A 23,465-nucleotide genomic window follows, 5' to 3' on the forward strand; every position below is an offset into this window, starting at 1 on the left:
GTGGCTCGTATGACGTCGCGCGCCCGCCTCACCACGGCCGAACTCGCACTGTGGCATCAGTTCAAGCTGGTGGGGGAGAAGGTGAACGCCGCGGTCGAGCGCGACATCCTCGCCGCATCCGACCTCACCGGACCGGAGTTCGGGGTGCTGACGCGTCTCGTCGATCTCGGCGACGGGACACTGCGTCAGTTTGAGCTCGCCACGTCGATGCGGTGGAACAAGAGCCGCCTGTCGCATCAGATCACCCGCATGGAGAAGCGGGGCCTGGTGACGCGGGGCACGGCCGAGGCGGCAACGGTCGCTGTCAGCATCACCGATGCCGGTCAGCGCGCCCTGGTACCGGCCCGACCGGCGCACGCGGAGTCGATCCGGTCGAACCTCACCGACAAGGTGACCGCGGATCAGCGCGCGGCACTCGCCTCGGCGTTCGAGTCACTCCTGGCCGAGTGAACGACAAGCGCTCCACCTATGCGGAGGCGCTCCGCTTGTAAGCGGAGCGCCTCAGCGGAAGTGGAGCGTCTGTGACGCGAGATGCGACTACGCGGTGACCTCGTTCAGCTTGCCCGTGGCGACGTCGAAGACGAACCCGCGTACCGAGTCCTTCTTCGGGATGAACGGGTTGGCCTTGATGCGGGCGATCGACTGGCGGACGTCCTCGTCGGCGTCGGGGAACGCCTCGGCCGACCATGCCGGTCGCAGGCCCGTGTCCTCGAGGATCGACTGCTTGAAGCTGTCGTCGGTGAACGTCACCATTCCGCAGTCGGTGTGGTGGATGAGGATGATCTCGCTCGTGCCCAGTAGTCGCTGGCTGATGGCGAGCGAACGGATCTCGTCCTCGGTGACCACGCCGCCGGCGTTGCGGATCACGTGGGCCTCGCCCTCGTTCAGGCCGAGGATGCGGTAGATGTCGAGCCGGGCATCCATGCAGGCGACGACGGCGACACCCTTGCTCGGCGGGAGGGGGAGGGGGCCGGAGAAGCCGGCGGCGTAGTCGGCGTTGTTGTTCAGCAGGTCATCGGTGACGGTCATGAGCTCATGCTGATGTGTGCATGTGTTCTGCGACACCCTTGGGCCCACCCGGGGTCAAAGGGTGTTCCAGCGCGTCACGCGCGCGAAGTGCGGTCTGCGTTCAGCTCGAGGAGTTCAGCGAGCGGGTCACATCGCCCAGCACGACCGCGGCCGCGGCGAGCCCGCCGGTGCCGAACCAGATGTCGTCGTCGACCACGAGGACACGGTTGTAGCCGGGAGCGCCCATGTCGAGCCACCGGTCGCTGCGCAGCACCGACGTGCCGTGTTCCTGCGCGGCCTTCGACCGGAAGCTCACGTAGATGAGGTCGGCGTCGGCGTCGGTGAAGTTGTCGTCGTTCACCGTGATGGCACCCGCGCCGCGTTGCGTCGCGGGCCGTTGGACACCCATCGCCGAGAGGATGGTGCCGGCGAACGACCCGGTGCCCTCGATGGTCTCGTCGTTCTCGCCGAAGCGGACCAGTCCGACCTGCGAGTGCGAGGCGTCGACACGGAGTCCGGCGCGTCGGGCCTGTTGGGCGAAGGTGTCGAGGCGTCGCTGTCCGGTCTCACCGCGGCCCAGGCCGTCGGCCACGGCGGCGAACTGTTCGCGCCAGCCCAGGTTGCGGTCGATGGTGACCGCCCGACCGCCGAACTCGGTCGCGCGCGCGGCGTCGTACCCGAGGACGACGTCGGCATCTGCGGCGCGCGCCGCGGCAGGGGTCGGATTCGTGCCGATGGTCGGCAGCGACAACACCGTGGGGCCGAGATTCCGCGCGATGGAACCGCGCTCGGCGGCGACGGCCACCACCTTCGATGCGATCCCGAGGGCGCAGACGGCGTCGAGGAGGGCCGGATCGGTCACCGCGATGCGGGCGACATCGGCCTGTCCGGCGTCGGGTGTCGACGGCGCACCGCAGGCGTTGTCGAAGTTGCGTTCGGGGGCGACGAGGAACGCGTTGGCGATCTTGGTGGTCGTGGTGGTGACATTGCCCTCGCCGGGCGGGGTACCGGTGTCGCCGCACGCCGTGACCGTCAGGGCTGCCGCGGTCGCGAGCGCAAGTGCCGACACGATCGTCGATCGACGCTTCAAAGTACCGTTCACCTGCAGTCTTCCGCTCCGGGCCCGAGGGTCGACCACCCCCATGTCGCCGCTCACGCTAGCACCGTGTCCGGATCGCTCCGTCGCTTCGCCACGCGGGTCACCGTCGTAGTACGACAGAACGTAGGACCCGCTCGGCTCAGAGGGGTCTGAGGGTTTACGATCAATCCAGTGCACTTTGTTGTCGCGGGCTCTCGGGCCGCGCGCAGGCAGGAGGATCTGTGACCGCCGTAGACCAGCCCACCCACGTGGCTCCGGTTAGGGCCTACCCCGACCGCACGGGTGCCAAGGGGTCGTTCATCTACAAGATGATCACGACGACCGACCACAAGGTGCTCGGCATCATGTACCTCGTCACGTGTTTCGCGTTCTTCCTGATCGGTGGCCTCATGGCCCTGCTGATCCGTGGCGAGCTGGCCCACCCGGGCATGCAGTTCCTCTCCACCGAGCAGTACAACCAGCTCTTCACCATGCACGGCACGATCATGCTGCTGCTGTACGCGACCCCCATCGTCATCGGCTTCGCGAACGTGGTGCTGCCGCTGCAGATCGGTGCGCCCGATGTCGCGTTCCCCCGTCTGAACGCCTTCAGCTACTGGCTGTTCCTCTTCGGTGGTCTCATCGTGCTGGCCGGCTTCATCACCCCCGGTGGTGCCGCCGACTTCGGGTGGACCGCCTACACCCCGCTGACCGACGCCATCCACTCCCCGGGTGCCGGTGCGGACCTGTGGATCATGGGCCTCGCCGTCGGCGGTCTCGGCACCATCCTCGGTGCGGTCAACATGGTCACCACCGTGGTCTGCCTCCGTGCACCCGGCATGACGATGTTCCGCATGCCGATCTTCACCTGGAACATCCTGGTGACCAGCGTCCTGATCCTGCTCGCGTTCCCGCTGCTCACCGCCGCGCTGATGGGCCTGGAGGTCGACCGACAGTTCGGCGCCCACCTCTACGACCCCGCCAACGGTGGCGTGATCCTGTGGCAGCACCTGTTCTGGTTCTTCGGTCACCCGGAGGTCTACATCATCGCGCTGCCGTTCTTCGGCATCGTGTCGGAGATCTTCCCGGTGTTCTCGCGCAAGCCGATCTTCGGCTACTCCACGCTGATCTACGCGACGCTCGCCATCGCGGCCCTGTCGGTCGCCGTGTGGGCACACCACATGTACGCCACCGGTGCGGTGTTGCTGCCGTTCTTCGCCTTCATGACGTTCGTGATCGCGGTGCCGACGGGCGTCAAGTTCTTCAACTGGATAGGCACGATGTGGAAGGGGCATCTCACGTTCGAGACACCGATGCTCTTCTCGGTCGGCTTCCTCGTGACCTTCCTCTTCGGTGGACTCACCGGTGTGCTGCTCGCCAGCCCGCCGCTGGACTTCCACCTGTCCGACAGCTACTTCGTGGTGGCGCACTTCCACTACGTCCTCTTCGGCACCATCGTGTTCGCCACCTACGCGGGCATCTACTTCTGGTTCCCGAAGATGACCGGCCGCATGATGGACGAGAAGCTGGGCAAGATCCACTTCTGGCTCACCTTCATCGGCTTCCACGCGACCTTCCTGGTGCAGCACTGGCTGGGCAACGAGGGTATGCCGCGTCGCTACGCCGACTACCTGCCGTCGGACGGGTTCACGACGCTCAACGTCGTGTCCACGGTCGGTGCCTTCATCCTCGGTCTGTCGACACTGCCGTTCCTGTGGAACGTGTTCCGCAGCTACCGCTACGGCGAGGTCGTGACCGTCGACGACCCGTGGGGCTTCGGCAACTCGCTCGAGTGGGCCACCAGCTGCCCGCCGCCGCGCCACAACTTCACCGAGCTGCCCCGGATCCGTTCGGAGCGTCCGGCGTTCGAGCTGCACTACCCGCACATGATCGAGCGGATGCACGCCGAGGCGCACGTCGGCCAGGTGAGCAAGCACATGGAAGAGGCCAAGCGCGATCCGGTCACCGTGGGCTCGCACGAGTCGTCCGCGGATTCCGACCCGACCTGACATGTCACCCGACCTCGCGTCGGGTGCCGATGGAGACACTTCGATGACGTCGCCGGGTACGGCCGTGCTCATCACCGTGACCGGTCCGGACCGCCGGGGCGTGACCTCGGTGCTGCTCGGAGCGCTGTCCCGCCACGGCGTCGACCTCCTCGACGTCGAGCAGGTCGTCATCCGCGGTCGGCTCACCCTGGGGGTGTTGGTGCTGTGCTCCGGCGATCCGGAGAGCCTGCAGGACACCGTCGAACAGGCGATGAGCTCGATCGACATGGATGTCAGCGTCGATGTCGGTGCTGATCCGGGCGTCCGGACGGTGTCGTCGCACGCGGTGGTGATGCTGGGCAACCCGGTGACCGCCAAGGCGTTCAGCGCCGTGGCCACCGATCTCGCCGCCCAGGGCGGGAACATCGACTCGATCCGCGGCATCGCCGACTACCCGCTGACCGGCCTGGAACTGCTCATCAGTGTCAGCCGCGACGACGTCGCCGCCGATGCAGCCCTGCGCAAGGGACTGGCCAAGATCGCCACGCGCCACGGCATCGACGTCGCCGTGGAACGCGCCGGACTGGCGCGGCGCGCCAAACGCCTCATCGTGTTCGATGTCGACTCGACCCTCATCCAGGGCGAGGTCATCGAGATGCTCGCCGCGAAGGCCGGTCGTGAGGCCGAGGTCGCCGCGGTCACCGAGGCGGCCATGCGCGGTGAACTCGACTTCGCCGAGTCCCTGCACCAGCGGGTGGCCGCCCTCGCCGGGCTCGACGCCGCGGTGATCGACGAGGTGGCGGCATCGCTGGAACTCACCCCGGGCGCACGGACCACCATCCGCACGCTGCATCGCCTCGGCTACCACTGCGGTGTGGTCTCGGGTGGGTTCCGTCAGGTGATAGACCCGCTGGCCCACGATCTCGAACTCGACTTCGTGCGTGCGAACACCCTCGAGATCGTCGGCGGCAAGCTCACCGGCCGGGTGGTCGGCGAGATCATCGACCGACCGGGCAAGGCCATCGCGTTGCGTGCGTTCGCCGATCAGGTCGGTGTCCCGATGGAGCAGACCGTCGCCGTCGGCGACGGGGCCAACGACATCGACATGCTGACCGTCGCCGGCCTCGGCATCGCCTTCAACGCCAAACCCGCGCTGCAGGAGGTCGCCGACGCCGCACTGTCGCACCCGTTCCTCGACGCCGTCCTGTTCATCCTCGGTGTCACCCGCGACGAGATCGAGGCCGCCGACGCCCTCGACGGCATGCTCCGCCGCGTCCCGCTCGCCTGAAACCGGACCCCTCGCCCCGATGAGCTTCGCCGACCGGTACCGCCTGGTGTCCCGACGGCATGGTGGCGCACCCGACCCCGCCGATCCGAGCCGGGTACTCGCGATGCCGATCGTGCTGCGCATCGAGAAGGGTGATCCGCCGCCTCGCCGCGACCTGCTCATCGCGGCCGCCCGGGCGAGCGTGCTGCTCTGCCTCGACGAACGCGTCGACCCGGCGTGGGATGCCGACGGCGACATCGGTCCCGGTCCGTGGCACGATCCCGTCGCCTCCTGGTGTGGGGCGAGGATCCGCAAGATCGCCCGTCGAGCGCGCGGCGCGCACTGGGTCGCGGCGCAGGAGGTCGACGGGTTGACCGTCACCGCCGGTACCGCGCAGGCCCGTGCGATCGTGCCGGGGCCCGTCGGCGATCTCGACCGCCGCATCGCGCGGTTGCAGATCGGTGGCACCGATGTCGACGGCGATCTCGTGTCGGGCACCACCGACGCCGAGGACCTCGTGCTCTGGGTCAACCCGCACCTCGACATGACCGTCGGCAAGCTCGCCGCGCAGGTGGGCCACGGTGCGATGCTCGCCGCCGCGCTGTACCTGGTGGAGGAATGCGAGCTGTGGTGGCGCGCGGGATGCCCGCTCACGGTCGCCGTCGCCCCGCCTGCCGACTGGTCTCGTGTCCTGCACGCCGACGGCCGCGACACCATCGCGGTCCGCGACGCCGGGTTCACCGAGGTCGAGCCCGGATCGGTCACGGTCGTCGCCGCGCGCCGCGATCGCGCCCTGACCCCAGCGGGATGAGAGGGTTCGGGGCATGAGCGAACTCCCCGACTGGGCCCAACACCTCGATCTGCAGCCCCACCCCGAGGGCGGCTGGTTCCACGAGACGTGGCGCAGCGACCTCGTGGTGCCCGAATCGGTCCTGGCCGCGGCCACCGGTCCCGGGGGATATGTCGGTGACCGCGCGGCCGGCACCGCGATCCTGTTCCTGCTGCCCGCGGGCGTGGAGTCTGCCTGGCACACGGTGCGCGGCGCTGAGATCTGGCTGCATCATCGGGGGGCGCCGGTCGAACTGGTGCTCGGTGGTGCGGGTGACGCGCCGGGGGATGCGACGGCCATCGTCCTCGGCCCCGACATCATCGGCGGGCAGACCCCGCAGTCCGTGGTCCCCCCGGGCGTCTGGCAGCGGGCGCGGTCCACCGACGACGAGGCCTCGCTGGTGAGCTGCATCGTGGTGCCCGGATTCGATTTCGCCGACTTCGCCCTCGCCTGACGCTTCCTGGGCGAAACCGTCGCCGATCCGAGTCGGAACCCGACACACGCGCCGCGGTGCGGCACGATGGGAACGTGTCAGACCCCGATGTGTCCGTGCCCGATCCCGATAGGCCCGATCCCGACAGGCCCGATCCCGATCTGCTCGTCGACTTCACCGACGTCACGCTCGTCCGTGGCGGGACGACGCTGGTCGGACCCATCACCTGGCAGGTGGAACTCGACGAACGATGGGTCGTCCTGGGCCCCAACGGCGCCGGGAAGACGTCGCTGATGCGGATGGCGGCCGCCGAGACCCACCCGACCTCGGGCACCGCGAACCTGCTCGGCGAACGCCTCGGCCGCACCGACATCCGCGACCTTTCGACCCGGATCGGTGTGACGTCGTCGATGCTGGCCGAACGCATCCCCGACGCCGAGGTCGTCACCGATCTGGTGATCTCGGCCGGCTACTCGGTCCTCGGCCGGTGGCGTGAGGACTACGAGGACGTCGACCGCTCGCAGGCCGTGGAGACCCTGGAGTCGATGGGCGCCGAGCACCTCGCCGACCGACGCTTCGGCACGCTGTCGGAGGGGGAGCGCAAACGGGTGCTCATCGCCCGGGCCCTGATGACCGATCCGGAGTTGTTGCTCCTCGACGAGCCGGCCGCGGGACTCGACCTCGGTGGACGCGAGGAACTCGTCGCCCGCCTCGGTGTCCTCGCCGCCGATCCCGACGCGCCCGCGACCGTCCTGATCACCCACCACGTGGAGGAGATCCCCGAGGGGTTCACCCACGCGATGCTGCTGTCGCAGGGCTCGGTGGTGGCGCAGGGACTGCTCGACGACGTGCTGACGGCGGAGAACCTCACCGCCGCCTTCAGCCAGACCATCGCCCTCGACCGCATCGACGGCCGATGGTTCGCGCGCCGCGCCCGGCGCGCCGGAGGTCATCGGCGGGCACGCGAATGAGCGGCACCGGCGACTTCCGACCCGTCGACGACCCCGAGTCGGTCCCGGTGCGCGACGCCGCGACCGTGGTCCTCGTCCGCGATGCGCCGGCCGACGACAGCCACGGACCCGGCATCGAGGTGTTCCTGATCCAGCGCGTGGCGCAGATGGCGTTCGCCGGCGGGATGACGGTGTTCCCAGGTGGTGGGGTCGACCCGCGCGACGCCGAGGCCGACATCGCGTGGACCGGGCCCCGACCCTACTGGTGGGCACAGCAATTCGGCTCCGACGACACCGAGCCGTTGGCGCAGTCGCTCGTGTGTGCCGCGGTACGCGAGACGTTCGAGGAGTGCGGTGTGCTGCTCGCCGGGTCGGGCGCGCACGACGTGCTGTCGGACACCTCCGCCCACGATCCGGCCCGCGCCGACCTGGTCGACAAGTCGATCTCGCTGGCGGGTTTCCTGCGGGACAACGGCCTCGTGCTCCGGGCCGATCTCCTCGCCCCCCTGGCGCACTGGATCACCCCGCTGGGGGAGCGGCGCCGCTACGACACCCGATTCTTCCTCGCCGCGCTGCCGCAGGGCCAGGTGGCCGACGACCACACCACCGAGGCGGCCTCGGCCGGATGGCACCGCATCGATGCCGTCATGGCGAGATGGCGTGCCCGCGAGGCATTCCTGCTGCCGCCCACGTGGGCCCAACTCGACCACCTCGCGGGTTTCGACACCGTCGACGATCTCATGGCCGCACCCCGCACGATCGAGACCATCACGCCGACCCTCATCTCCGACGGTACCGCGGTTCGTATCGAGTTCGACGGGTCGGACCGCTACGGCGACCTGTGACGCCGCGTGCGGCTCACCAGATCCGAACCCGCTGCGCCTCGGGCAGATACAGCGCGTCGTTCGGGTTCACGCCGAACGTGGAGTAGAAATCGGGGAGGTTGCGCACCACCTGGTTGCAGCGGAACTCCCCGGGTGAGTGCGGGTCGGTGGCGAGCTGTTCGGCCAATGCCGCGGGCCGGTCCTTGCTCCGCCAGATACGTGCCCACGACAGGAACACGTCGGTGCGGTCGAAGTTCTTCTCACCGCCCTTCTCCGCGGCGATCGACGCCGCCGACAACGCGATCGACAACCCGCCGAGATCGGCGAGGTTCTCACCGACGGTCAGGGCGCCGTCGACATGCTGATCGGGTTTCAGTCCCTGGGGCACCAGCACGTTGTACTGGGCGATCAGGGCATCGGACTTCTTGGTGAACGCCGCGCGATCGGCGGCGGTCCACCAGTCACGCAGGTTGCCGTCGCCGTCGTACTGCGAGCCCTGGTCGTCGAAACCGTGTCCGATCTCGTGTCCGATGACCGCGCCGATGCCGCCGTAGTTGACCGCGATCTCGGCGTCGGGACTGAAGAACGGGGACTGCAGGATCGCCGCGGGGAACACGATCTCGTTGAACGTCGGGTCGTAGTAGGCGTTGACGGTCTGCGGCGTCATCTGCCAGTCGTCCTTGTTGACCGTGGTCCCGAGCTTGGCCACCTGACGCTTCGATTCGAAGGCGTAGCCCTCGCGGTAGTTGGCGATGATGTCGGTGCGGCTGATGGTGACGTCGGAGTAGTCGCGCCACTTGTCGGGGTAGCCGATCTTGACGTTGATCTTGCCCAGCTTGGTCAGCGCCTCCTTGCGGGTCGCGTCGCTGAACCAGTCGATCTTCTCGAAACTGCGCTTGTAGGCCTCGAGCAGGTTGCCGACCAGCTCCTTGGCGTCGGATTTCGCGGTCGACGAGAAGTGTTGCTTCACATACTTCTTGCCCAATGCCTCGCCGAGGAGGCTGTCGACCACGGTCACGCCGCGCTTCCAGCGCTCGGGTTGCTGCTCGACGCCGTTGAGTGTCTTGCTGAAGAAGTCGAACGACGCGTCGGCGAACGCCGGCGACAGGTAGCGGGCGTAGCTGCGCAGCACGATCATGCGGATGTAGTCGCGCAGGGTGTCGATGGGGGTGTCGCGCCACACCGTGCCGACCGTCGCACTGACCTTGTTCCCCGTCAGCACGACGCGCGAGAACTGCTGCTCGGTGGCACCGAGTCCCGAACGCCACGCTTCCCAGTCCATCCCGGGCGCCTCGGCGGTGAACTGCGCCCACGTCTTCGGGTTGTAGGTCGCCTTCGCGTCGCGGCTCTCGACGGTCGTGAGATGTCCCTTCGCGACCGCGGTCTCGACGGACATGGCGCGGGTGGCGACGCCACCGGGATCGGACAGCCCGGCCTCGCGGGCGAGGGTGGTGAGGAACTCGACATACTGCGTGCGGGTCTGGGCGTAGCTGTCCTCGCGGTAGTACGACTCGTCGGGTAGTCCGATGCCGGACTGGACGATGTTGGCGACGTAGCGGGTGGCGTTCTCCTGGTCGGGCGCAACGTAGAAGTCGATGATCCCGGACCCGCCGGCGGTCGACAGGGAAGCGAGTCCCTGTGTCAGTTGCGTCTTGGTCTGCGCCGCGGAGACCGCATCGAGCAGTGGCCGTACAGGCCTCACCCCGGCCGCGGTGATGGTCGCGGTGTCCATGTAGCTGGCGTAGAGGTCACGCACCTTCGCGTCCTCGCCGGTGGCCGAGGCGGGGATCTTCTCGATGATGGCGCGCAGCTGTTCCCGCGCGGTGTCGTCGAGTTCGGTGAACGTCGCGAAACCCGCTTTGTCGGCGGGGATCTGGTAGGTCTTCAGCCAGCTGCCGTTGACATGGCGATAAAGATCGTTCTGGACGCGCACGGCGTTGTCGGCGCCGGACAGGTCCGGGGTGATCTTCGGACGTGGCGCGGGGTCGTCACCGCACGCGGCCAGGAAGCCCGCGGCCACCACGCCGCCCACGGAGGCGAGGAAAGCCCTGCGTCCCAACAGCAACGGGTCGTGCAGGGGTGTGGGCGATCGGTCGGCGCGGGGGTGCATCACGGGTGGTGTTCTCCGTTCACTTGGACGTGCTGTCGGATGGATCCGGTTCTGCATCGGGGTCGCCGGACGACGGCGAATCGGCCGTGACGCCGTCGCGGTCGGCCCACTCGAGGAGCGTGTCGAGGCGATGGGCGACGTCGTCGATCTCGGCATGCAGGTCACCGAGACGTCCGAACCTCTCCGGCACGGTGGCGATGGTGAAGTCCCGCGGGTCGACATCGTCGACCTCCGACCACTCGATGGGCGTCGAGACCGTCGCGTCGGGGTTCCCCCGCACCGAGTAGGCGGCGGCGATGGTGTGGTCGCGGGTGTTCTGGTTGTAGTCGACGAACACCGCGGTCGGGTCGCGGTCCTTGCGCCACCAGGTGGTGGTGATGTCGGTGGGGTTGCGGCGCTCCACCTCTCGGGCGAAAGCGAGGGCGGCGCGGCGGACGTCGGTGAACGACCACTGCGGTTCGATCCGGACGTAGATGTGCAGTCCCGACCCGCCCGAGGTCTTGGGGAACCCCCGGATGCCGAGTTCGTCGAGGACCTCGTGGGCGACATGCGCGGTGCGACGGACTCTGTCGAAGTCGCAGTCGGGCATGGGGTCGAGATCGATCCGCCATTCGTCGGGCTTCTCGGTGTCGAACCGGCGTGAGTTCCAGGGATGGAACTCCACGGTCGACATCTGCACGGCCCAGGCGACGCTCGCGAGTTCGGTGACGCACACCTCGTCGGCGGTCCGGCCGAAGCGCGGGAAGTAGATCTCGACCGTCTCGAGCCAGTCGGGAGCGCCGGCCGGGATGCGCTTCTGGTGCACCTTCGGCCCCGCGACGCCCTTCGGGTAGCGGTGCAGCATGCATGGACGGTCACGAAGGGAGCGGACGATCCCGTCACCCACCGACAGGTAATACATGACGAGATCCAGCTTGGTCTCGCCGCGGGTGGGGAAGTAGACGCGGTCGGGGCTCGAGACACGCACCGTGCGGTCACCCACGGTGAGCTCGACGGGAGAGCCGGCGGATTCGGCTGCCATGGATCGACCCTAGGCGACCGCGACGAGCGCCGAGGGGCGACGCGCGAGATCGTGACCGTCCCGAACTACCCCAGTACCCGACGCACGGCCGCGATCTGGGAATCGACGAACGCGCGCGCGACCGCGGTGCGGGCCCCGACGACGTCGAAGGCGTGGAACGCACCGGGGACGACCTCGGTCTCCACCGGGACCCCCGCATCGGCGAGGCGGCGGGCGTAGGCGAGGTCCTCGTCGTGGAACAGGTCGTGGGTGCCGACGCCGATCCACGTGGGCGGCAGGCCGATGAGGTCGGGGCGACGGGCCGGTACCGCCGCGGCTCGGTCGGCGTCGCCGAGGTAGGCCGACCAACCGAAGACGTTGCTGCGCGCGCTCCACAGGTGATGCGAGCTCGCGTGTTCGGGCGGGCAGTCGACGGTGCGGTCGTCGAGCATCGGGTAGACGAGGAGTTGGAACGCCGGGGCGACCTCACCCCGGTCGTGGGCCAGATTCGTCAGTGCGGCCGCGAGACCGCCGCCGGCACTCGCCCCGGCGATGACGATGCGTGTGGGATCCACGGTCGGTTGCCCGGCCAGCCACGTGAGCGCGGCGTAACAGTCCTCGAGACCCGCGGGGTAAGGGTTGTCGGGCGCCAGCCGGTACTCCACCGACGCCACCAGCGCCCCGAGGCGCTCGGCGTACGTGCGGCAGATCGTGTCGTCCTGACGCGCCGTGCCGATCACGTAGCCACCGCCGTGCATCCACACCAGGGCAGGGGTGGTCGTCCCCGGGGTGCGCGCGCCGAACAGTCGCACCGATGCGGTCTCCGACACCGCAACGGTCTCCACGTGGCGGTCCGGGATGAGCTTGACGAGCCCTGTCGCGGCACGGATGAGGCGGCTCGACGTCGGCCCGATCGGGTTGGCGGGCAACACGCGCGTCCACCGGGGCAGATCGGGGTGCGTGGAGGTGGTCTGCGAGGGGTTCGACATCGGGCCATCATCGCTGCTGGGGCGCCGTCTCGGGTCGGGTTCGGCGACGTGCCGTCGCGACGTCGGTGGGCGCGCCACCCGACCACGTCGAACCGGTTGCACTACCGGTAGCCTGCGTCCATGCCTGAATTCGTCACCCTCGAGACCAGCGCCGATCACCCGGGAGTCGGGACGATCCTGCTCAACCGGCCGCCGATGAACGCACTCAACCGGCAGGTCCAGCAGGAGCTCGCCGACGCCGCGCTCGCCGCTACCGAGGACGACGCGATCAAGGCCGTCGTCGTGTACGGCGGCCCGAAGGTGCTCGCCGCCGGCGCCGACATCAAAGAGATGAACGACATGACGTTCGCCGAGATGAGCAAGGTCGCCGGGCGGTTGCAGGCGGGCCTCGGGGCGATCGCCTCGATCCCGAAGCCGACGGTCGCCGCCATCACGGGCTACGCCCTCGGCGGTGGACTCGAGGTCGCCCTCGGCGCCGACCGTCGCATCGCCGGCGACAACGCCAAGCTCGGCGTCCCCGAGATCCTGCTCGGAGTGATCCCGGGTGGCGGCGGCACACAGCGCCTCGCGCGTCTCATCGGTGCGCCCCGCGCCAAGGACATGGTGTTCACCGGACGCTTCGTCGGTGCCGAGGAGGCGCTGCAGATCGGTCTGGTCGACGAGGTCGTCGCGCCCGACGAGGTCTACAACGCCGCGCTCGCATGGGCGTCGAAGTTCTCCGGTGGTGCCAGTGTCGCGCTGGCCGCGGCGAAGGCCGCCATCGACGAGGGCCTCGACACCGACCTCGACACGGGCCTGAAGATCGAGGCGCACCTCTTCGCCTCGTTGTTCGCGACCGATGACCGTGCGATCGGCATGAAGTCGTTCGTCGACAACGGGCCCGGCAAGGCCGAATTCACCGGGAAGTGAGCTGACCCCATGACCGCATCTCCGATCGACCCCGCGCCCAACCCACACGCCTCCGAGGCCGAGGTGAAGGCGGCGTTGCAGGACACGAAACTCGCCCAGGTGCTCTACCACGACTGGGAGGCCGAGACCTACGACGACAAGTGGTCGATCTCCTACGACGAGCGCTGCATCGACTACGCCCGTGGGCGGTTCGACGCCGCCGGCGCCACCGAGTCCCTGCCGTATGGCCGTGCCCTCGAACTCGGTTGCGGCACCGGCTTCTTCCTGTTGAACCTCATGCAGTCGGGGGTCGCCGAACGCGGTTCGGTGACCGACCTCTCGCCGGGCATGGTCAAGGTGGCCCTGCGCAACGGCAAGAATCTCGGTCTCGATGTCGACGGCCGTGTCGCCGACGCCGAGACCATCCCGTACGAGGACGACACCTTCGACCTCGTGGTCGGACACGCTGTACTGCACCACATCCCCGACGTCGAGAAGGCGCTGCGCGAGGTGCTCCGCGTGCTCAAGCCGGGTGGTCGCTTCATCTTCGCCGGCGAGCCGTCGACCATCGGTGACTTCTACGCGCGCTGGCTCAGCCGGGCCACCTGGGCGGCGACGACCACCGTCACCAAGTTGGGGCCACTGCAGGCGTGGCGACGCCCGCAGGCCGAACTCGACGAGTCCTCGCGCGCCGCGGCACTCGAGGCCGTCGTCGACATCCACACCTTCGATCCGGCAGCGCTGGAGTCGATCTCACGCAGCGCGGGCGCCGTGGAGGTCTCGACCACCACCGAGGAGTTCGCCGCGGCGATGCTCGGCTGGCCGGTGCGCACCTTCGAGGCCGCTGTACCGCCGGAGAAGTTGGGGTGGGGCTGGGCGCGGTTCGCCTTCGGTGGCTGGAAACGCCTCACCTGGCTCGACGAGAACGTGCTCCGCAAGGTCGTTCCCCCGAAGTTCTTCTACAACATCGTCATCACCGGTCGGAAGCCTTCGTAGCTGCGACGAAACCGCGCACACTCGACGAAGGTTTTTGGCACGGTCGGCGGTGGTGGAGGCCGAGCACCTCGGCGGCGTGAGAGAACTCAGCCCTTGGGTGCGTCGAAGAAGTAGACCTCGCCGAGGTTGGTGGCCGTGGCCACGCGACCTGACGACGACACCGCGACACCGGTCGCGAACCCGACCGCCTGCGGGAGATCGAGTGTCCGCTTCGTGGTGCCGTCGGTCGCGGACACCTCGAGGAGCTTCAGGGCCTTGTCGTCCCCGGCGCGGACCACCGTCCAGAGCGTCTTCGCCGACGTCAACGCAGACAGGCTCACGGTCTGCAGATCGTTGCGCTGCCATGCGGCCTCGGCCCGATCACCACGGTCACGGATGGCCCGCAGCGGCGACCCGATCACCCCGGTGGGCACGATGGTCCCGTCGGGCGACACCGTCATCGTCCCGAAGCCGTACCCACCGATGAAGTAGTCCCACTTGCGTTTCCCGGTCGCGGCATCGAGGGCATAGACACTGCCCAGTCGGTCGAACACGTACAGCGTCTTGCGATCGGACGACAGCGTGGGTGTGCCGATCACGCCGCTGGGGATCTGCGTCGTCCACGCATCCCGCAGCGCGCGGTCGCCGTTGACCTCGCTGTAGCTCAGCGACCGCACCTCCGAGGCGATCGCGCCCTGCGGCCAGAAATTGAGATAGAACCGCTGCGCCTGTTCGTCGACCGCGGGACTGGCCCCGATCGCACAGTTCGGGCCGGCCGAGACGCAGTCGCCGAGACCGAACGACGGCTGCGACGCGTCGGCGTCGGGCCGCAACGACACCCCCGGCGCCACCGCCTGGCCGGTCTGCGAATCCAGCAGCAGCACCTGTCCCTGGGTCGTCGTCACCAGCACGGTGCCGGGCCCGGCGAACTTCGCCGACACGGGCACCCCGACGGTGGGGAAGCGCCACCGGATCCCGCCGCTGCCGGTGTAGGCCAGGAACAGCCCGGCCTCACCGAGGTACACGTTGTCGTACTGGTCGACGAGCATCGAGTTCAGCTCGACCCCGGCGGTCATCCGCTTGCAGAAGTTCTTCCGACCGGCGCGTGAATCGAGCACGAAGACATTGCAGCCGTTGTCGGTTCGCGACGTGACACCGACGTTCTGGCGACCCGAGATGGTCAGCGGCGCCGAGATCGGGCCCCCGGTCGGGCGGGTCCACGACAACTCGAGATCGTTTGGCGACGTCGGGTAGGCGAAGTTGGAGTTCGACGCGTTGCCGCCGTAACTCGACCACCCTGCGCTCGGGATCGACCGCACGTCGTCGGTACCGTCGGAACAGGAGCTGACGGCGACCGCTGCGATCGCGAGCACGGCTGCGACGCGGGCCACTGCTGCGGTCCGGACGGGCCGTCGCGTTCGGGTGCGTCGCATGGTGCTCCTTTGCGGTGATCGATCGACGGTGAGCCTATCGCGAGGTGGGTCGGCCCCGGCTCAGGCGGTGACGCGGCTGGAGTTAGGGTGTGAGCCCATGACGAGCATGTGGAACGCCTCGCTGCGTTCGCGGCGACGCGCCGCCCGTCGTCGCGACCCTGCTCAGACGCGATTCGTCACCCTCGATTCACTGCGCTGGGTGATCACACACCGCGCATGGACGCCCTGGTACCTGGTGCGATACGTCCGCCTGTGGCGTTTCCGGATGGCCAACCCGCACATCGTGTTGCGCGGCATGGTGTTCCTCGGCCGCAACGTGGAGATCCATGCGACGCCGGAGCTGTCGCGGATGGAGATCGGTCGGTGGGTGCACATCGGCGACGGCAACTCCATCCGCTGCCACGAGGGATCGCTCCGCATCGGCGACAAGGCCGTGTTCGGCGCGAACAACGTCGTCAACGCCTATCTCGATGTCGAGATCGGCGCGTCGACGCTGATCGCCGACTGGTGCTACATCTGCGACTTCGACCACCGCATGGACGACATCACCGTCCCCATCAAGGATCAGGGCATCGTGAAGGGCCCGGTTCGCATCGGCCCCGACACGTGGATCGCGGCGAAGGTGTCGGTCCTGCGCAACACCATCGTCGGCCGCGGCTGCGTCCTCGGTTCGCACGCCGTGGTCCGCGGTGTGGTCCCCGACTTCTCGATCGCGGTCGGTGCACCGGCGAAGGTGGTGCGCAACCGCGCCGAGGCGTGGGAGCAGGGAGCGCAGCAGCGCGCCGAGCTCGAACGCGCACTCGCCGACATCGAACGCAAGAAGGCTGCCGCCCGCTCCTCCTAGGCGCGCAGGCTCTCGGTCCGTCGATCGCTCAACGGAGCAGCTTGATCTGACCGGCGTCGAGCATCGATCCGAACATCTCCTCCAACGATTCCCGCATCGGCCGGTACGAGATCCCCAGCGCGGTGCGACTCTTCGAGCTGTCGAGGCGCAGCGGGCGCCCCGAGCAGCGCTTCACGAAACGTCGATCGCGACCCACGAACGGTGCGACGGCCACCAGCACCGGGATCGGCAGCGGGAAGCGGGGGAGCGGACGGCGGCGACCGAAACGGGGCAGCAACGCCTTGCCCATCTCGAGCAGGTCGGTGTCGGCGGCCGACAGGATGTGACGACCCTTCGCCTCGGGCGCGAACGCGGCGCGCACGTGTGCCGTGGCGACCTCGCGGACGTCGACGACACCGATCTTGATGCGCGGCGCCCCCAAGGCCATCATCCCGTTGCCGAGCTGGCTGACGATCGCGAAACTCTCCGACGTCGGGTTCGGTCCGATCGCGGGCCCGATCACCAACGACGGGTTGATCACCACCAGGTCCCATCGCGACTGCGCCTCGGCGATCTCCCACGCCTTCTTCTCGGCGAGGGTCTTCGACAGGTTGTACGGCTCGTAGTCGAGCGTCGCCGAGGTGTTCCAGTCGTCCTCGGTGAGGGTCCCGCCGGCGCGCTCGCAGTCGACGGCGTCGGTGTAGATCGCGGCCACCGAACTGGTGAGCACCACCCGACGGACCGACTCGGTGCGGTTGGCCGACTCGAGCACGGTGCGCGTGCCCTCCACCGCCGGGTCGACGAGTTCGCGCTGCGGGTCCTTCACATCGGTGGTGAACGGCGACGCGGTGTGGAACACGACGGCACATCCGGCCATCGCCTCGTCATAGGAGCCGTCCCGCAGCAGATCGGAGGCGAAGAAACGGATCTCGCCGGGTGCGTTGTCGGCCAGTCGCCGCAGGTGCGCGGTCTTGCGCTCGTTGTCCGGATCACGGACCGCGGCGTGCACGGTGACCCCGGCGTCGAGCAGATCGGAGATCAGCCACCCGGCGACATATCCGGTGGCCCCGGTGACCAGAACGGGCGAGGTGGTGTCGATGTCGAGTTCCATGCGTGCAGGCTAACCGCCCGTGGTGGACCGACGACTACGGCTTCTCGACATCCCGATCGGGTAAGGGACGTTCCACAATCGTCGGACGGCCCAGGTTGTGACGGATCCGGCGCTTGGCCCCGGTCAACACCTCCGCGGTGCGCTCGGCGATCAGCGGCCACGAGAACTCCTCGGTGAGCCGATCGCGCGCGTTGCGGGCCCGCCGCTGCGCCGCGACCGGGTCGTCGAGCACCGCGCGTACCGCCGCCGCCAACCCGGCGATGTCGCCCGGTCGGAAACTCGAACCGGTGAGGCCGTCGGCGACGGCCTCACCGAGCCCGCCCGCGGTCGATGTCACCAGTGGAGCGCCGGTCGCCGCGGCCTCGAGCGCAACGATCCCGAACGGCTCGTAACGGCTCGGCAGGACGATGGCGTCGCACGCCTGCATCAGCGTGATCAGACCGTCGTGGCCGACCGGACCCGCGAACGACACCGCGCGAGAGATACGGTGGCGACGTGTCAGATCCCGCAGCCACGCCTCCTGGGTGCCGTCGCCGGCGATGGTCAGCGTGGTCCCCGGATGCGTGCGCCGGATGCGTGGCATCGCCGCGATGAGGTCCTGTATTCCCTTCTCGTATTCGAGGCGCCCGGCGAAGAGCAGCGTCGGGGGACCTCCGCCGGGTCTGCGCGGTGCGAACGGCCACGTGGTGATGTCGATGCCGTTGTGGATGGTGTGGATCTCGGCGAGGTCGGGCCCGAACAGTCGCGTCACCTCGTCGTGCATCGACGCCGAGCAGGTGATGAGTGCGTCGGATTCCCGTGCGAGCCACCACTCCACCGAGTGCACCTGACGGTTGATGGTGCCGCTGACCCATCCGCTGTGGCGACCGGCCTCGGTGGCGTGCACGGTAGCCACGAGCGGGACGTCGAAGAACTCGGCGAGGGCGATCGCGGGGTGCGCGACGAGCCAGTCGTGGGCGTGTACGACATCGGGCCGCCAGGCCTCTCCGTCGCGAGACCGGATCCGCAACCCGGCGCGGATCATGCTGTGGCCCATGGCCAGTGTCCAGGCCATCATGTCGTCGGCGAAGTCGAAGGCGGGTGGGTCCTCGGCGGTGGCGATCACGCGCACGCCCTCGGCCCACACATCGGTGGGCGGGTGGCTGACCGCGTCCGAGCCGGTCGGGCGCCGCGTCAGCACGACGACGTCGTGACCGGCGGCGGCCAACGCGACACTGAGCTGGTGGACATGGCGTCCCAGCCCGCCGACCACCACCGGCGGGTACTCCCACGAGACGACCAGGATCCTCATCGCGGCCCCGTGGTCATCGGGTCAACCGCCGTGCGTCGAGACCGCCGAACAGGCTGTCGGCGCGGTGCCAGTCGTCGGCCAGGCGTGCGGCGAGCCGTTCGCGCCCGGTCGCCGCCGCGCGGGCGATCTCCCGGGTCGCGTGGGCGTGCTTGTGCGCGCGGTCGCGGGCGTAGTCGGCGGCGGAATCCTTCGACACCATGAACGCCCAGTCCGAGGCCACCGTCATCAACGCCTCACGCAGGATCTGATCCGACACCCGGTCGCGGGTTCCGCGGGAGGCGTCGAGTCGTTTGTCGACGGTGTCGAGGGCGGTGCGGACCACGTCGCGGTTGAGCTCGACGAGGTCGGTGACCGCGGGGCCGTCCCACACGCGCCAGTCCTTGCCCGACCCCCACGACGACGGGCCGAGATCGACCGGGACGCCGACGAATCCGCGGGCCCGGGCGTCGGCGAGGGTACCGACACGGACACCGATCTCGGGGAGCCGCCGCAGCACCGCCTCGAGCCACTGCGGTCCCTCGTGCCACCAGTGTCCGAACAGTTCGGTGTCGAACGCGGCGACCACGAGCGCCGGTCGGCCGATACGTGCGGACTCGTCGATCAGCCGCTCGCGGACGCGCTTCGCGAAATCCTCGACGTGGACGGCGATCGCGGCCTGTGCCCGCTCGGGGTCGTAGGGGGCCTTGTCCGGCCCGGCGACACCGCGCCCGGTGACGCGGGCGGGCTTGAGTCCGAAATCGTGATCGTAGGTGTGGAAGTCGCGGTAGGCGGCGTGGCCGGGATATCCCGAACGTGGCGACCACACGCGGTAGCTGATGTCGAGATCGCGGCCGAACGCGACGACGTCGGAACCGTGCACGGGACGCCCGAGGGCGGTGTCGCCGTGCAGCGCCGGTCCGTCGACCATGAAATGCGTGACGCCCGCGGCGTCGTACTCGGCCGCCATCCCCGGCGCGAACGCGCACTCGGGCGCCCAGATCCCCTGCGGCGTCGAACCGATACGCGCGCGGGTGTCGGCGAGGCCCTCGGCGAGGGTGAACCGGCGCATGCGGGGATCGAGCAGCGGCGAGAACGAGTGTGCGAGCGGCCCGCCGAGCACCTCCACGGTGCCGGCGTCGGCCAGGGCGCGCAGACCGCCGGATCCGCCGTGGCGCCAATGGGTCTCGAAGTCGGCCAGCGCGTCGGCGGCGGCGCGGAACTCACGTCGGCCCAGGGGCGCCGACGCCGGGCCCGCGGTCGCGGCCTCGGCGGCGCGCAACTGCCACGACGCCAACCATTCGTGCATCGCCGCCAGGCAGTGGGGGTCGTCGAGTGCGGCGGCCAGCACCGGGGTGACCCCCAGACTCATCTGTCCGGCGAGACCGTCGGCGGCCAACCGGCGCAACACCGCTAACAACGGCTGATACGACCCGGCCCATGACTGGTACAGCCATTCCTCGCCCACCGGCCATCGGCCGTGGTTGGCCAACCACGGCAGATGGGAGTGGGCGACGAGGGTGAACTGTCCGGGGACCTCATGTGCCCCGGACCCGGGCGTCGTCACCGGGCAACGGCGACCACGAGGAGATCCAGGCTGGCCTCGATGTCGTCGGGATGGATCTCGAAGTCGCCGGTGCGGATGCTGCCGACGTCGGCGGTCAACGCGGCCGGCCACGGCTCGCCGGCGAGTGCGCGGTCGATCTGGGCGTCGATGAACGAGCCGTTCCAGCGTTTGTCGAGTGCGCGCAGGGCCGGTCCGTGATGGACGCCGAGCATCGAGGTGATGTCGAAGCCGTTGTCGGTGAGCAGCTCGCCCAGCTCGGTGGGGTCGAGTTCGCGGGTGTGGAACGGGTTGAGCGGGGTGTCGCGCCCGGGGGAGAAGGTGATGCGATTGGGCGTGCTCATGAACAGCTTGCCGCCCGGACGCAGCACCCGGGCGCACTCGCGGACGAACAACGGTTGATCCCAGAGGTGCTCGATGACCTGGAAGTTGACGACGGTGTCGACGGAGTCGTCGGGCAGCGGCAGGTCGACGAGATTGCCGCGATGCACCGTCAGGCGCGGGTAACGGGCGCGGGCGTGCTCCACCGCGGTCGCGTCGTAGTCGACGCAGATGACCTCGGTGGCGACGTCGGCCAGCATGTCCGCGCCGTACCCCTCACCCGATCCCGCCTCCAGCACCGTCGCGCCCGAACACGCGTCGAGGACGTGGGCATAGGCGACCTCGTGGCGGCGGAACCAGTAGTTCTCCTCGGCGATGCCGGGCGCGGTGCGCTCACCGGTGAGCACCATGGTCTGGGCGCCGGGGCTCACGTCCTCGGTGTTCGTCATCGGGGCATTCGTCATTCGGGGGAGCCTAGTGGCATCCACTCCGGTGGCGTCGTGAGTGTCCCGGTCGCCGGTGATGTGAGCGATGTCATGGACCACCGCCCGACCTGCTACTACGCGGTGTCCTACAGGGCCGGATATGGGGATACAGTGGAGGGGAAAGCTTTACCTTACCGGGCAGTAAGTTTACGGTGAGTACACGCATTTCCGAGCTGGAGGTCGATGAGGACCATGACGAACATCGTCGTTTTGATCAAGCAGGTTCCGGACACCTGGTCCGAGCGCAAGTTGTCCGATGGCGACTACACGCTGGACCGCGAGGCCGCCGACGCGGTGCTCGACGAGATCAACGAGCGCGCCGTCGAGGAGGCGCTCCAGATCAAGGAGTCCAGCGGTGGCGAGGTGACCATCCTGTCCGCCGGTCCCGAGCGCACCACCGACGCGATCCGCAAGGCGCTGTCGATGGGTGCCGACAAGGCCATCCACATCAAGGACGACCAGATGCACGGCTCCGACGCCGTGCAGACGGCCTACGTCCTGGCGCGTGCCCTGGGCACCGTCGAGGGTGTCGAGCTGGTCATCGCCGGTAACGAGGCGACCGACGGCCGCGGTGGCGCGGTGCCGTCGATGATCGCCGAGTACCTCGAGCTCCCGCACCTGACGCACCTGCGCAAGCTGACCGTCGAGGGCGACACCCTCACCGGTGAGCGCGAGACCGACGAGGGCATCACCCACGTCCAGTCGCAGCTGCCCGCCATCGTCAGCGTGAACGAGAAGATCAACGAGCCGCGCTTCCCCTCGTTCAAGGGGATCATGGCCGCGAAGAAGAAGGAAGTCCAGGTCGTGAGCCTGGCCGAGATCGGCGTCGAATCCACCGATGTGGGCCTCGACAACGCGGGTTCGACGGTCACGTCGTCGGTCCCCAAGCCGCCGAAGACCGCGGGTGAGCGGGTCACCGACGAGGGCGACGGTGGCACGAAGGTCGCCGAGTACCTCGTCGGCCAGAAGATCATCTGACCCACCGACACCCGAATCACACAGGAGCGTAAGAACATGGCAGAAGTACTGGTACTCGCCGAGCTGGACGCCGAGGGTGCTCTGAAGAAGGTCACCTCCGAGCTCATCACCGCGGCCCGTTCGATCGGCAGCCCGTCGGTCGTCGTCGCGGGCAAGCCCGGGACCACCGACAGCATCATCGACGGTCTGAAGGAGGCGGGCGCCGAGAAGGTGTACGTCGCCGAGTCCGACGACGTCGAGGGCTACCTGATCAGCCCCAAGGTCGACATCCTCGCCGCGGTCGCCGAGCAGGCGTCGCCGGCCGGCATCATCGTCGCGGCCAACGCCGACGGCAAGGAGATCTCGGGCCGCCTCGCGGTGCGCCTCGGCTCGGGCATCCTCTACGACGTCGTCGAGATCAAGGACGACAAGACCGGCGTCCACTCCATCTTCGGTGGCGCGTTCACCGTCGAGGCGCAGCCCAAGGGCGACATCCCGATCTACTCGATCCGCCCCGGTGGCGTCGAGGCCGCACCGCAGGCCGGCGCCGGCGAGCGAGTCGACGTCGAGGTGCCCGCACCCGCGGCGAACGCCGTCAAGATCACCAAGGTCGAGCCCATCGTCGGTGGCGACCGCCCCGAGCTGACCGAGGCGTCGATCGTCGTCTCCGGTGGCCGTGGCGTCGGCAGCGCCGAGAAGTTCTCGGTCGTCGAGGAACTCGCCGACTCGCTCGGTGCCGCCGTCGGCGCCTCGCGCGCCGCCGTCGACTCCGGGTACTACCCGGGACAGTTCCAGGTCGGCCAGACCGGCAAGACCGTGTCGCCGCAGCTGTACGTGGCGCTCGGCATCTCCGGTGCCATCCAGCACCGTGCCGGCATGCAGACCTCGAAGACCATCGTCGCGGTCAACAAGGACGAAGAGGCACCCATCTTCGAGATCGCCGACTACGGCATCGTGGGCGACCTGTTCGACGTCGCGCCGCAGCTGACCGAGGCGGTCAACAAGCGCAAGTGATCACCTGATCACCGTTCTCTCCAGATGACCCCCGGCCACCGGCCGGGGGTCATCTGCATGTCAGGCCTCATTCACCCTGGTCGGGCGAGTTCATCGGGTCTCCATCGACACGACACTCCCGTGGTGCTGCCGTGTCCGGTTCGGCCACTAC

At 68.8% G+C, this 23,465-nt stretch carries 22 protein-coding genes; 12 read left to right on the plus strand and 10 right to left on the minus strand.

What is annotated here, in order from left to right:
* Window positions 1-9: 9 nt before the first annotated feature.
* The gene (locus tag ACLBW1_RS15195) at window positions 10-450 is read left to right on the plus strand and encodes a MarR family winged helix-turn-helix transcriptional regulator (protein WP_447812640.1); all 441 of its coding nucleotides are present in this window, start codon (window positions 10-12) and stop codon (window positions 448-450) included.
* An 87-nt stretch (window positions 451-537) separates the two neighbouring features.
* Here ACLBW1_RS15195 and ACLBW1_RS15200 read toward each other — a convergent pair whose 3' ends face one another.
* Window positions 538-1,029 carry a beta-class carbonic anhydrase gene (locus ACLBW1_RS15200; RefSeq protein WP_447812641.1) on the minus strand — a complete coding sequence of 164 codons (492 nt, stop codon included), beginning with the start codon at window positions 1,027-1,029 and terminating at the stop codon, window positions 538-540.
* A 100-nt stretch (window positions 1,030-1,129) separates the two neighbouring features.
* Window positions 1,130-2,110 carry an ABC transporter substrate-binding protein gene (locus ACLBW1_RS15205; protein ID WP_447812642.1) on the minus strand — a complete coding sequence of 327 codons (981 nt, stop codon included), beginning with the start codon at window positions 2,108-2,110 and terminating at the stop codon, window positions 1,130-1,132.
* Between the two features lie 218 nt (window positions 2,111-2,328).
* On the opposite strand from ACLBW1_RS15205, the gene ctaD reads away from it, so the two are divergent.
* The 6 genes from ctaD (at window position 2,329) to ACLBW1_RS15235 (ending at window position 8,398) form a co-directional block, all read left to right on the plus strand.
* The gene (ctaD, locus tag ACLBW1_RS15210; protein WP_447812643.1) at window positions 2,329-4,095 is read left to right on the plus strand and encodes an aa3-type cytochrome oxidase subunit I; all 1,767 of its coding nucleotides are present in this window, start codon (window positions 2,329-2,331) and stop codon (window positions 4,093-4,095) included.
* Between the two features lie 43 nt (window positions 4,096-4,138).
* The gene (gene serB / locus ACLBW1_RS15215) at window positions 4,139-5,362 is read left to right on the plus strand and encodes a phosphoserine phosphatase SerB (RefSeq protein WP_447812644.1); all 1,224 of its coding nucleotides are present in this window, start codon (window positions 4,139-4,141) and stop codon (window positions 5,360-5,362) included.
* A 19-nt stretch (window positions 5,363-5,381) separates the two neighbouring features.
* A complete protein-coding gene (locus tag ACLBW1_RS15220; RefSeq protein ID WP_447812645.1) occupies window positions 5,382-6,152 on the plus strand; it encodes an aminoacyl-tRNA hydrolase in 771 nt (256 codons plus the stop codon).
* A 13-nt stretch (window positions 6,153-6,165) separates the two neighbouring features.
* A complete protein-coding gene (locus ACLBW1_RS15225) occupies window positions 6,166-6,624 on the plus strand; it encodes a cupin domain-containing protein (protein ID WP_447812646.1) in 459 nt (152 codons plus the stop codon).
* A gap of 74 nt (window positions 6,625-6,698) precedes the next feature.
* Window positions 6,699-7,574 (plus strand): ABC transporter ATP-binding protein, encoded by an 876-nt coding sequence (locus tag ACLBW1_RS15230; protein ID WP_447812647.1) that lies wholly within the window; start codon window positions 6,699-6,701, stop codon window positions 7,572-7,574.
* Window positions 7,571-8,398, plus strand: a complete 828-nt coding sequence (locus ACLBW1_RS15235) for an NUDIX hydrolase (protein ID WP_447812648.1) — start codon at window positions 7,571-7,573, stop codon at window positions 8,396-8,398. Before ACLBW1_RS15230 ends, ACLBW1_RS15235 begins: the two co-directional genes overlap by 4 nt.
* A 13-nt stretch (window positions 8,399-8,411) precedes the next feature.
* On the opposite strand, the gene ACLBW1_RS15240 is transcribed toward ACLBW1_RS15235, so the two are convergent.
* The 3 genes from ACLBW1_RS15240 to ACLBW1_RS15250 all read right to left on the minus strand — a co-directional run bounded on the left by ACLBW1_RS15240 (window position 8,412) and on the right by ACLBW1_RS15250 (window position 12,476).
* On the minus strand, window positions 8,412-10,487 hold the full coding sequence (locus tag ACLBW1_RS15240; RefSeq protein ID WP_447812984.1) for a M13 family metallopeptidase: 2,076 nt from the start codon (window positions 10,485-10,487) through the stop codon (window positions 8,412-8,414).
* 19 nt (window positions 10,488-10,506) lie between these two features.
* A complete protein-coding gene (gene ligD, locus ACLBW1_RS15245) occupies window positions 10,507-11,508 on the minus strand; it encodes a non-homologous end-joining DNA ligase (RefSeq protein ID WP_447812649.1) in 1,002 nt (333 codons plus the stop codon).
* A 65-nt stretch (window positions 11,509-11,573) separates the two neighbouring features.
* Complete coding sequence (locus tag ACLBW1_RS15250; protein WP_447812650.1) at window positions 11,574-12,476, minus strand: alpha/beta hydrolase; 903 nt, start codon at window positions 12,474-12,476, stop codon at window positions 11,574-11,576.
* 120 nt (window positions 12,477-12,596) lie between these two features.
* Between ACLBW1_RS15250 and ACLBW1_RS15255 the strand changes: the two genes are divergently transcribed.
* Both ACLBW1_RS15255 and ACLBW1_RS15260 read left to right on the plus strand, forming a co-directional pair.
* Entirely contained in the window at window positions 12,597-13,385 is a 789-nt protein-coding gene (locus ACLBW1_RS15255) for an enoyl-CoA hydratase/isomerase family protein (RefSeq protein WP_447812651.1), read from the plus strand.
* A 9-nt stretch (window positions 13,386-13,394) separates the two neighbouring features.
* On the plus strand, window positions 13,395-14,360 hold the full coding sequence (locus ACLBW1_RS15260; RefSeq protein WP_447812652.1) for a class I SAM-dependent methyltransferase: 966 nt from the start codon (window positions 13,395-13,397) through the stop codon (window positions 14,358-14,360).
* 86 nt (window positions 14,361-14,446) lie between these two features.
* Here ACLBW1_RS15260 and ACLBW1_RS15265 read toward each other — a convergent pair whose 3' ends face one another.
* Entirely contained in the window at window positions 14,447-15,772 is a 1,326-nt protein-coding gene (locus ACLBW1_RS15265) for a PQQ-binding-like beta-propeller repeat protein (RefSeq protein ID WP_447812653.1), read from the minus strand.
* Between the two features lie 97 nt (window positions 15,773-15,869).
* On the opposite strand from ACLBW1_RS15265, the gene ACLBW1_RS15270 reads away from it, so the two are divergent.
* Window positions 15,870-16,616: an acyltransferase gene (locus tag ACLBW1_RS15270; RefSeq protein ID WP_447812654.1), complete on the plus strand. Its 747-nt coding sequence runs from the start codon at window positions 15,870-15,872 to the stop codon at window positions 16,614-16,616.
* Window positions 16,617-16,644: 28 nt separating this feature from the next.
* Here ACLBW1_RS15270 and ACLBW1_RS15275 read toward each other — a convergent pair whose 3' ends face one another.
* Genes ACLBW1_RS15275 through ACLBW1_RS15290 form a run of 4 tightly spaced genes read right to left on the minus strand, consistent with a single transcriptional unit; the run spans window position 16,645 to window position 21,322 of the window.
* Window positions 16,645-17,706: an NAD-dependent epimerase/dehydratase family protein gene (locus tag ACLBW1_RS15275; protein WP_447812655.1), complete on the minus strand. Its 1,062-nt coding sequence runs from the start codon at window positions 17,704-17,706 to the stop codon at window positions 16,645-16,647.
* A 34-nt stretch (window positions 17,707-17,740) separates the two neighbouring features.
* Window positions 17,741-18,997: a glycosyltransferase family 4 protein gene (locus tag ACLBW1_RS15280; protein WP_447812656.1), complete on the minus strand. Its 1,257-nt coding sequence runs from the start codon at window positions 18,995-18,997 to the stop codon at window positions 17,741-17,743.
* A gap of 13 nt (window positions 18,998-19,010) precedes the next feature.
* Window positions 19,011-20,540: a 1,4-alpha-glucan branching protein domain-containing protein gene (locus ACLBW1_RS15285; RefSeq protein WP_447812657.1), complete on the minus strand. Its 1,530-nt coding sequence runs from the start codon at window positions 20,538-20,540 to the stop codon at window positions 19,011-19,013.
* Window positions 20,537-21,322 carry a class I SAM-dependent methyltransferase gene (locus ACLBW1_RS15290; protein WP_447812658.1) on the minus strand — a complete coding sequence of 262 codons (786 nt, stop codon included), beginning with the start codon at window positions 21,320-21,322 and terminating at the stop codon, window positions 20,537-20,539. Before ACLBW1_RS15290 ends, ACLBW1_RS15285 begins: the two co-directional genes overlap by 4 nt.
* Window positions 21,323-21,535: 213 nt before the next feature.
* Between ACLBW1_RS15290 and ACLBW1_RS15295 the strand changes: the two genes are divergently transcribed.
* Both ACLBW1_RS15295 and ACLBW1_RS15300 read left to right on the plus strand, forming a co-directional pair.
* Window positions 21,536-22,321 carry an electron transfer flavoprotein subunit beta/FixA family protein gene (locus tag ACLBW1_RS15295; RefSeq protein ID WP_434217487.1) on the plus strand — a complete coding sequence of 262 codons (786 nt, stop codon included), beginning with the start codon at window positions 21,536-21,538 and terminating at the stop codon, window positions 22,319-22,321.
* A gap of 36 nt (window positions 22,322-22,357) precedes the next feature.
* Window positions 22,358-23,314 (plus strand): electron transfer flavoprotein subunit alpha/FixB family protein, encoded by a 957-nt coding sequence (locus tag ACLBW1_RS15300; protein WP_447812659.1) that lies wholly within the window; start codon window positions 22,358-22,360, stop codon window positions 23,312-23,314.
* The last annotated feature ends 151 nt before the right edge of the window (window positions 23,315-23,465 follow it).

The sequence above is a fragment of the Williamsia sp. M5A3_1d genome (assembly GCF_053345315.1).

Coding starts and splice junctions, on each gene's coding strand:
- ACLBW1_RS15195 (WP_447812640.1), top strand. CDS start 10: ATGACGTCGCGCGCCCGCCTCACCACGGCCGAACTCGCACTGTGGCAT.
- ACLBW1_RS15200 (WP_447812641.1), bottom strand. CDS start 1,029: ATGACCGTCACCGATGACCTGCTGAACAACAACGCCGACTACGCCGCC.
- serB (WP_447812644.1), top strand. CDS start 4,139: ATGACGTCGCCGGGTACGGCCGTGCTCATCACCGTGACCGGTCCGGAC.
- ACLBW1_RS15220 (WP_447812645.1), top strand. CDS start 5,382: ATGAGCTTCGCCGACCGGTACCGCCTGGTGTCCCGACGGCATGGTGGC.
- ACLBW1_RS15225 (WP_447812646.1), top strand. CDS start 6,166: ATGAGCGAACTCCCCGACTGGGCCCAACACCTCGATCTGCAGCCCCAC.
- ACLBW1_RS15235 (WP_447812648.1), top strand. CDS start 7,571: ATGAGCGGCACCGGCGACTTCCGACCCGTCGACGACCCCGAGTCGGTC.
- ACLBW1_RS15240 (WP_447812984.1), bottom strand. CDS start 10,487: ATGCACCCCCGCGCCGACCGATCGCCCACACCCCTGCACGACCCGTTG.
- ligD (WP_447812649.1), bottom strand. CDS start 11,508: ATGGCAGCCGAATCCGCCGGCTCTCCCGTCGAGCTCACCGTGGGTGAC.
- ACLBW1_RS15250 (WP_447812650.1), bottom strand. CDS start 12,476: ATGTCGAACCCCTCGCAGACCACCTCCACGCACCCCGATCTGCCCCGG.
- ACLBW1_RS15255 (WP_447812651.1), top strand. CDS start 12,597: ATGCCTGAATTCGTCACCCTCGAGACCAGCGCCGATCACCCGGGAGTC.
- ACLBW1_RS15260 (WP_447812652.1), top strand. CDS start 13,395: ATGACCGCATCTCCGATCGACCCCGCGCCCAACCCACACGCCTCCGAG.
- ACLBW1_RS15265 (WP_447812653.1), bottom strand. CDS start 15,772: ATGCGACGCACCCGAACGCGACGGCCCGTCCGGACCGCAGCAGTGGCC.
- ACLBW1_RS15270 (WP_447812654.1), top strand. CDS start 15,870: ATGACGAGCATGTGGAACGCCTCGCTGCGTTCGCGGCGACGCGCCGCC.
- ACLBW1_RS15275 (WP_447812655.1), bottom strand. CDS start 17,706: ATGGAACTCGACATCGACACCACCTCGCCCGTTCTGGTCACCGGGGCC.
- ACLBW1_RS15280 (WP_447812656.1), bottom strand. CDS start 18,997: ATGAGGATCCTGGTCGTCTCGTGGGAGTACCCGCCGGTGGTGGTCGGC.
- ACLBW1_RS15290 (WP_447812658.1), bottom strand. CDS start 21,322: ATGACGAATGCCCCGATGACGAACACCGAGGACGTGAGCCCCGGCGCC.
- ACLBW1_RS15295 (WP_434217487.1), top strand. CDS start 21,536: ATGACGAACATCGTCGTTTTGATCAAGCAGGTTCCGGACACCTGGTCC.
- ACLBW1_RS15300 (WP_447812659.1), top strand. CDS start 22,358: ATGGCAGAAGTACTGGTACTCGCCGAGCTGGACGCCGAGGGTGCTCTG.